The organism is Candidatus Paceibacterota bacterium (assembly GCA_040905715.1).
In the GTDB taxonomy this organism is placed as follows: Bacteria; Patescibacteriota; Minisyncoccia; order Phycocordibacterales; family CSBR16-193; genus JBBDHZ01.
Genome location: JBBDRA010000005.1, coordinates 1 through 6,965, shown reverse-complemented (window position 1 = coordinate 6,965; position 6,965 = coordinate 1). Strand labels below are relative to the sequence as shown.

The window sequence follows — 6,965 nt, the reverse complement described above, 5'->3', positions numbered from 1 at the left end:
TTGGATCGTTATACGATCCTGTCCTTTATGCTATTGACTTTTTTTACCGACGTTGTAGTGTACACATACGTCACACGCTCTTTGTCTGCCTTAAAGACTGCGCAAAATATGCAGAAAATGAACCACTTATTCGGTTAATGGACACATAAAACGATCGTCTTATGTCACTGATTGTTAAGGTATTAATTCAAAAGTGTATATTCAAACTGACAAATATATACTTCTTCTTCTCGCAAAATACGTGTAAGCAAGGCTTTCGAGGCAGGTCTCAAGGAAAAATAACAATAAACTGCTATTTTTACCCCTCATTTGCTGTGTAATATAATCCCCGCTTAATGTGTCTACTCAAATGAGCCACGAAAAACTTCAACGCACATTTTCAAAACTGTATGATGATTACTCGGACGCTATCTTTCGACACTGTTATTTTCGGATCAGTAAGCGAGAACGGGCTATTGATCTCATGCAAGAAACATTTATGCGAACGTGGCGATATGTTGTCAAAGGCGGAGAGATCGAGTACCCACGTGCTTTTCTCTACCGAGTTGCAAACAATCTGATCATTAACGAGTACGAACGTCGAAAACACTCTTCTTCACTTGATGCACTCGAAGAAGGGACCGGGTTCCAGCCTGCAACTCAGGAACACGAAGAAACGGTAGCAAGACTTGATACAGAGATCCTGATCAGCCATCTTGCAAAACTTAATGATAGCTATCGAACAGTGATCTTCATGCGTTATGTTGACGGCCTCTCTATAAAAGATATAGCTGAATCGCTCAACGAAAATGAGAACAACATATCGGTTCGTGTCCATCGCGCTTTAATACGATTACGTAAATTTATTGAGGAACAAGAAGAAGCAAACGAAAAAAGAACTTGACCTATGGCGGGCAAAATACAAACATCACTAAAAAATCTAACTCACAAGGTTTCACTGACCAAAGAGGAGAAAGCTGACCTCAAACGTCAGTTCCTAGCATTCACCGATGAACACCCAGCGCACAGCGGAGGGAGAGTTTCGACCTGGAGTAATAGTATTTTATCAATTCGTCTCTTCCACTCACCTGTACCGTATATTGCCGGCATACTTTTTATCGCGCTGACAAGCGGAGGTGTTTCATACAAAGCAAACAGTGCCCTACCGGGAGACGCCCTCTATCCGGTCAAGGTCTCTATAAACGAGGAGTTGATCGGACTCATGCACACCACTCCAAAATCTAAAGCGCGCTACGAGGCCCGAAGACTCAATGAACGGCTAGACGAAGTTCAACAGCTTACTGTAACCAACCGTATTAACTCACAGATCTGGCATGATATGTCACGGTCTCTGGAAGCTCATGTCACCAATATCAAGGACTACATTGAAACACAAGACACCCCACAAGAAGTCGCTACTACAAGCAACGCAACCTCTTCGCAGACCACAGGCACAACTACTCCTGCCAAAGACACTGCCACAAGCAGCGCTTCATCTACTACTACCACAGAAACTCTGTCGGCAACGAGCTCAACTGAGACCGCACAAACCCACGAAGACACTTCTCAGCAACTCTTGGAAGTTCAAGAACAATTAAATGATTCAGATACTATCCCGGAGAGTGAACGAGACGAACTTGAAGATAAGTATGAAAAAGCAACAAAACTTTTTCGAAAAGGCTTAGAACACCTTGAATCACAGCGCCACCGATCAGCGCTTACTCACTTTGAAAGAGCTCAGGAGATCGTAAACGAGATCGACGCAACCCTAGAAGAAGAAGCCGACACTGATTCCAGTGCTCATTCAATGACTTCGGATGAGACACCCGTTGACCTAGAGGCCACAAGCACCCCGACCACGAACGGAACATCAAACGCCTCAAGCACTGCCACAACAAGCACTACAACTCCTTTGGAAGAATAAGCGAAAGCAATAAGCAAAAACAGAGCTCCGCACTATTCGTAAACAAAAAAACTAAGGTCTAAATGGCTTTAGTTTTTTTGCTCCGTTTAGTTTGCCCTGTTTAGTTTATCTCAGATTAAGAAGGGGTTAGAAGAGTGAGATTGAAAACGACTCCATGCTACAATACCTTACAATGACCAAGCGACGTGTTCTAACGGTAGTGGCTCTTGTGCTTATTGCGATAGCACTTTGGCTCATCGCCGTATCCCCGTCCCATGAACGCTTGTGGGTAGACGAGCACGAGCACATCGCCACAGCAAACGTAACAGACACCTACACCGTAAATATTGAGAACGTACGTAACTTTAAACACACCGCCGGAACATCAAGTGCGCACTGGGAAGATCGAGCTCTGGACCTGCGCACACTCGACTCTCTTGACTATATTGTCGTACCTTTTTCCGGTTTTGGCGCGGCTCACACAATGCTTTCGTTCGGTTTTAGTGACGGCTCACATATCGGCGTATCGATCGAAGCCCGTCGCGAAAACGACGAGGAATTCTCGCCTCTCTGGGGCGCTTTAAGAAAATATGAACTTCTCTACGTTATTGCCGACGAACACGACCTTCTAACGCAACGAGCGATCGGCCGAGGAAACGATGAGATATATCTCTATCCGGTCAACGCGAGTCGCGATCAGATCCGACATCTGCTTCTCGATATCTTAGCCCGCGCTAACGCAATAAACAACGAACCGGAATTTTATAATACGCTCACCAATAGCTGCACGACCAACATTATGGAGCACGTGAACGCTATAGCTCCGGGCAAAGTGCCCTACTGGGATCTGCGTCTATATTTCCCGCGCTACTCCGACACGCTTGCGCAAAAACTTGGCTTTATTCCGAACAGTATACCGATCAATGAACTTCGTAATAGATATGAGATATCTGAAAGTATTAAAGAAAACAGCGGTTCACCTCATTTCTCAGAACTGATCAGAAACGAGCTCGGCTCATAGTAAAGCGTTGGGAGGAATACATACTCGAGACAGACGACGGTCTCGTGAACAAGCGTCGTGAACGAGTGTAATATTTTGCGCTCTTGTACTCTCTTCACTATATATGCTTACAACAATAGCGATCATACTTTTGGTTCTGTGGTTACTGGGCTTTTTAACATCCTACACCTTAGGAGGATTTATCCACGTCCTTCTGGTTCTGGCTATCGTTATAGTCCTCATTCGCATACTCAAAGGAGAAAATCCTCTTGAGTAACCGAGATATTCACAAAATGTGTAATATTATTATTTTTTAAAGAGTCTAATACACATATGCTCTACACAATAGCCATTATACTTCTTATATTGTGGTTGATCGGATTTCTCGCGTTTGATGTCTTAGGAGGATTCATTCACCTTCTTTTGGCGCTCGCGGTTATCGTCGTTCTCATCCGCATTATCAAAGGCGAGAACCCGATTAAATAAAACCTTCGTTTCCATTTCGCGGAGGAGAAGTTGCGACATGCAACGCTCTTTTCGAAAACACATACCCCTTCCAGGTATGTGTTTACGGGTGCGAACACACTACATCACTTTGCGCACAATTGCCTCAACGAGCTCAGGAAACTGAGTCTGGTTATGATGTTCTCTGTCTGTAAACTCGTGATATTCAGTATCAAGCCGGTCGCGCACAAAGCGCGCTTCACTCGTTGGAATAAAAGGGTCGTCCGTAGAATGAAACTGGATGATCCAGTCCTGATTACTCTTTACCTTTTCCCACTGCCATTCATCATCAAAATAACCGCTTATTTTTTCGTTCTCCAGCCCTAGATCAGTATGATACGCACTCACCAATACGGTTCCCCGAACTCTGTTCTCCGCTGCATATCGTATAGCTGCTACCGCGCCGGATGAGTGCCCAATAAGTATCGTCTCTTCGTCAATTGCCAGTGTTTCAAGAAACGGGATCCAGTAGGACTGGCGCGCCAGCTCCGGATCCGGGAATCGTAGATTAATTATCCCGATGCCAAGCTTAGAAAGCTCGTGCACAACATACGGGCGCCATCCGTCACCAGGACCATCGTCTCCGTTTCCGGGAATAATAATTGCCTTTGTGTTCATAGTTTTTGTTATTAAAGAGTCTATATAGAGAGAAAATCCCTTCACGCCTGATCTTTTCGTATTGGCTCAAACAACAATCGTGCCATAACGTACGTCACTGTAGACTCAGCGCCTTGATTAAGGTTAACGTATCCTTCCCCAAGCCCATCATAGCAACCACCGGTCGTATGATCATAAATAAATCGGTGTAATGAATTATTGCCCAGGAACCAGTTAAAAGCATCGAGACGACGCTCTCGGTACTGCTCCTTGCCACTGATCCGATATGCCAGGTCAAGAACCTGAACGAGAGCCGAGACTTCTTCCGGCTGTTGATCGTACTGCCGCTTCTCTCCTCCCTGCACAAACCACCCCTGCTGACCGACCGGCGCACACAGCGACCCATCGAAAGAATGCTCAACAAGAAAATCAAGTGCTTTAAAACCCAGTGTCGCATACCGCACATCGCCTGTAACAATACCGGCGATCAGAAGCGCTTCCGGAATAACACTGTTCGAATACGTCAGATGCGGCTCACACCAATACCAGTCGTCTGTAGCAACTTGCTCAAAGAGTGAAACGAGATGATCAGCAAAAGTGACAAGGAAGCGCTGTCGAGCGACATTATCAGGATACGTCTTTAGCCACTCACCAAGCGCTTTAATATAGAATGCTTCGGCACGCGGTGATCTTACTGCTGCGTGCTTGTCGATATGCGTATCAAAAAGTCGAGACGCCTTCTCTCGTAGAGCCTCCGGCATTCGATCTGCGGTAGCAATTGTCGCAAGCGACCAGAACGCTCGAGCATTAGCATCCTCAAGATTTTCATTTTGGTTACGCTCCTCGTGGAAGCTTTTATCGTGATTAACGTAGTTATGAAACGTACCGTCTTCGGACATCATGTATGCCATGAGATCTAAATACCTCGTAGCGAGCGAGAGAGGTGCGCCATCACGACGGCGTTGATACCACCAGGAGCAGGCGATCAACGCGCGCGCGTTATCATCAAGCGTATACCCTGACTTCGAATCAGGATCTGCCAGCTCAGCAAACTGAAACATTCCCGTTTTATCAGTCATTCGGTGAAAATGCTTCAGCGTTGGACGCGGCAGGTTGCGCTCCTCGAGAAAAGTATTCGGTGCAAACCCGCCAAACAACCGCCGGTACTGCAAAAGCACATTCTCCCAGGTCATACTCCGGGTTTTAAAATACGCATTGCGGCCAAGAATGCTACGTAACTCTGAATCGTCAAGAAGTTCATTCACCGCTTGAGATATTTCGTCAGGCTCTCGAAAATCAACCAGCCTCCCAACGTCCGGCGTGACATCTTCTTTTGCTTGAGCGAATTTTGTAGCAACAACCGGTCGACCGGCGCCCATCGCATACGTAAGCGTGCCGGAAACGGCCTGATCCGGATCGAGCGGTGTTGAAATATAGATATCAGTCGCTTTGAGATAGCGCAAGAGCTCATCATTACTCATGTAAGCGTTGTGAAAAAGCACATGCTTGTTGAGACCAAGCTCACCTACACGCTTCTCAAGCGACTGTCGGTACACTTCTCCTTCCTGGCGCAACACCTCCGGATGAGTTGCTCCAAGCACTTGATAGATCGCGTCCGGATGTTTTCTAACAATTTCCGGCATTGCCTCTATCACGTACTCAATTCCCTTTCCGCGTGACAAAAGCCCGAACGTAGTCAGAACATTTACACCTCCCAAGCCAACCGACGACTTTGCATGACTTGGCAGGGTGTAACGCATCGAGTGGATGCCGTGCGGGATAATAGAAATGAATGTATCATCGATACCGTACTCATTGACCAGAATATATTTTGACGTCTCGGTCATAACAACAAACCCACACGTCGCTTGGGCGATCGTGCGTATCGTCTGTTTACGCCCTTTATCAGGACCGGGAAGGACCGTGTGAAATGTTACAACTGACGGCTTCTCAAGCACCTCAAGAAAATCGATGATCGATCTGCCATACTCTCCGGCATACAGACCGAACTCGTGCTGAACACTTACCAACTTAACATCATCAAGCGTATTGAGTTTATGAGCCGCCTGTGCGTACGCGTCGACATCTTCTTTATAGATCTGATCAATAACACTCTTAGTATTACTATGATCAGTTTCGGGTTTATAGGTAACAGCCAACACCACCGCCTGCTCGCGCGGCGCGTATAAGGTGTTAAAAGTGGTAACGAGGTCTTGAGTAAAAGTGGCTATGCCACACTCAGTTGGTGGATACGTAGAGACAAAGACCACCTTTGCGCCCTCTTGTGCTACAGGTGTCATATGTGGTGCTATTGAGTATAACGCACCCCAAGAAAAAGGAAAGGGCGACCTTACTCAACGATTCTTAGGTAGTGGTCTGCTGATTCACACGGCACTATCGCGCCTTCAAACCCACTATCTACCCGACCGCGCACCTCCACCTCATCTCCAGCTTCAAGCTCGAACACATCAGCAATATTTTCTTGAGCAGGACAAAGGTTTATCCCCATGGAAGGAACGGCTACGACAACCTCTGTTTCATCTTCCTGGAGAACAGTTACGAACGCCGGTCCGTCTGCGGCGACTTGATCAGTATCTACAGATACGATCGTACCGGCTGCTTCAGTGTCTTCTACATTTTCTGAAGGGGTTTCATCAAGCTGTGAATCTTCTGCCACATCCCCGCCTATCATGAATACGTATGCGAACAGCGCGATAAGAGCAAGGACTATAAGAATGATGATTGTTTTTTTCATAGAATGTAATTATACCATTATTTTACTTTGCAAGATCTGTGAAAGCTCCGTATACCCCTGTTTTGTGGTTTTGGCTTTATTCAATTATAAAAAAGCCCGGCAGGGACTCGGCGTAGAGTTTCTAAGTTCAGACATCGTTCTTCGAACTCGTCTTCACTAAGAACTCTCTGCCCCGGCTCGGCGACAAGCACTCCCTTCGGTCGTCTTGTGTACCGCCTCCGCCGTTC

Annotated in this window: 8 protein-coding genes; 5 read left to right on the top strand and 3 right to left on the bottom strand. The window is 46.4% G+C overall.

All coding sequences use genetic code 11. The features are described from left to right. Positions 1-349 precede the first annotated feature (349 nt). The 5 genes from WD312_03955 to WD312_03935 all read left to right on the top strand — a co-directional run bounded on the left by WD312_03955 (position 350) and on the right by WD312_03935 (position 3,368). On the top strand, positions 350-883 hold the full coding sequence (locus WD312_03955; GenBank protein ID MEX2564242.1) for an RNA polymerase sigma factor: 534 nt from the start codon (positions 350-352) through the stop codon (positions 881-883). A gap of 3 nt (positions 884-886) precedes the next feature. Then, positions 887-1,903, top strand: a complete 1,017-nt coding sequence (locus WD312_03950) for a hypothetical protein (GenBank protein ID MEX2564241.1) — start codon at positions 887-889, stop codon at positions 1,901-1,903. 154 nt (positions 1,904-2,057) lie between these two features. Then, positions 2,058-2,903 carry a DUF4105 domain-containing protein gene (locus WD312_03945; protein ID MEX2564240.1) on the top strand — a complete coding sequence of 282 codons (846 nt, stop codon included), beginning with the start codon at positions 2,058-2,060 and terminating at the stop codon, positions 2,901-2,903. Positions 2,904-3,006: 103 nt separating this feature from the next. Beyond that, positions 3,007-3,159 carry a lmo0937 family membrane protein gene (locus tag WD312_03940; GenBank protein ID MEX2564239.1) on the top strand — a complete coding sequence of 51 codons (153 nt, stop codon included), beginning with the start codon at positions 3,007-3,009 and terminating at the stop codon, positions 3,157-3,159. A gap of 56 nt (positions 3,160-3,215) precedes the next feature. Next, positions 3,216-3,368, top strand: coding sequence for a lmo0937 family membrane protein (locus WD312_03935; protein MEX2564238.1), 153 nt, complete (start codon positions 3,216-3,218; stop codon positions 3,366-3,368). Between the two features lie 99 nt (positions 3,369-3,467). On the opposite strand, the gene WD312_03930 is transcribed toward WD312_03935, so the two are convergent. Genes WD312_03930 through WD312_03920 form a run of 3 tightly spaced genes read right to left on the bottom strand, consistent with a single transcriptional unit; the run spans position 3,468 to position 6,738 of the window. Beyond that, positions 3,468-4,004, bottom strand: a complete 537-nt coding sequence (locus WD312_03930; protein ID MEX2564237.1) for an alpha/beta fold hydrolase — start codon at positions 4,002-4,004, stop codon at positions 3,468-3,470. Positions 4,005-4,045: 41 nt separating this feature from the next. Then, positions 4,046-6,283: a glycosyltransferase gene (locus WD312_03925; GenBank protein MEX2564236.1), complete on the bottom strand. Its 2,238-nt coding sequence runs from the start codon at positions 6,281-6,283 to the stop codon at positions 4,046-4,048. Between the two features lie 50 nt (positions 6,284-6,333). Then, positions 6,334-6,738: a hypothetical protein gene (locus tag WD312_03920; GenBank protein MEX2564235.1), complete on the bottom strand. Its 405-nt coding sequence runs from the start codon at positions 6,736-6,738 to the stop codon at positions 6,334-6,336. Positions 6,739-6,965: the final 227 nt, after the last annotated feature.

What these genes read in the sequence shown, in the direction of transcription:
- WD312_03955 (MEX2564242.1), top strand. Translation starts at nt 350, where the DNA reads ATGAGCCACGAAAAACTTCAACGCACATTTTCAAAACTGTATGATGAT.
- WD312_03920 (MEX2564235.1), bottom strand. Translation starts at nt 6,738, where the DNA reads ATGAAAAAAACAATCATCATTCTTATAGTCCTTGCTCTTATCGCGCTG.
- WD312_03925 (MEX2564236.1), bottom strand. Translation starts at nt 6,283, where the DNA reads ATGACACCTGTAGCACAAGAGGGCGCAAAGGTGGTCTTTGTCTCTACG.
- WD312_03945 (MEX2564240.1), top strand. Translation starts at nt 2,058, where the DNA reads ATGCTACAATACCTTACAATGACCAAGCGACGTGTTCTAACGGTAGTG.
- WD312_03930 (MEX2564237.1), bottom strand. Translation starts at nt 4,004, where the DNA reads ATGAACACAAAGGCAATTATTATTCCCGGAAACGGAGACGATGGTCCT.
- WD312_03950 (MEX2564241.1), top strand. Translation starts at nt 887, where the DNA reads ATGGCGGGCAAAATACAAACATCACTAAAAAATCTAACTCACAAGGTT.
- WD312_03935 (MEX2564238.1), top strand. Translation starts at nt 3,216, where the DNA reads ATGCTCTACACAATAGCCATTATACTTCTTATATTGTGGTTGATCGGA.
- WD312_03940 (MEX2564239.1), top strand. Translation starts at nt 3,007, where the DNA reads ATGCTTACAACAATAGCGATCATACTTTTGGTTCTGTGGTTACTGGGC.